Source organism: Pseudoalteromonas sp. TB51 (assembly GCF_000498055.1).
GTDB lineage: Bacteria > Pseudomonadota > Gammaproteobacteria > Enterobacterales > Alteromonadaceae > Pseudoalteromonas > Pseudoalteromonas atlantica.
Map to the genome: position 1 here is coordinate 1 of NZ_AUTO01000214.1, position 727 is coordinate 727.

1 pseudogene is annotated in these 727 nt (G+C 42.9%); it reads left to right on the plus strand.

Annotated features, from left to right (window positions below):
- Positions 1-727: pseudogene (locus tag L650_RS0111595) on the plus strand (MBL fold metallo-hydrolase); the annotation flags it as partial.

The following is a 727-nucleotide window of genomic DNA, read 5'->3' on the forward strand; positions in this document are numbered from 1 at the left end:
TTTGCTGCCACTAGTGATTGAAGATGCATTAAAAGTAGGCGTAACCCGCGATATAAAAATTATAAATGCCTGCCTAAGCTTGCTAAATAAGCAGATAGTAGCGGTTAACTTTAATACCTGGTTTACGCTGCCTTGCCCCAACAAGCAAATAGCTAAAGCGCGGTTTCAGCGTGCTGGACATATATTAGGCTCAGCCTATGTAGAAATAGATGTTGGTATTAATACAAAGAGTAATAAAAGCCATAGAGTTGTGTTTTCAGGCGATTTAGGGGCGCCCTACACGCCGCTATTACCGGCTCCAAAACCTCCTTATAAAGCCGACACATTAGTTATAGAGTCAACCTACGGTAATAAAAATCATCAAGGCCGAAAAGAGCGCACCCAAACACTAAAAAGTGTAATTGAACGCGCAGTAGCAGATAACGGCGTAGTGTTAGTGCCGGCATTTAGTATTGGCCGCACACAAGAGCTACTTTACGAGCTAGAGCAGCTAATACATCAATCAGCTAAAGGATCGCCGTGGCGAAGTATTCATGTAATTTTAGACTCCCCCATGGCTGCCAATTTTACAGAGCAATATATTAAGTTTAAACACTTATGGGATGCAGAGGCTAAGCGCAAAGTAGCCAAAGGCCGCCACCCGCTAGACTTTGAAAACCTAACCACGGTTGATACCCATAGCGAGCATATCGCTATTATTAATTATTTAGCTTCTCGCCAAACACCT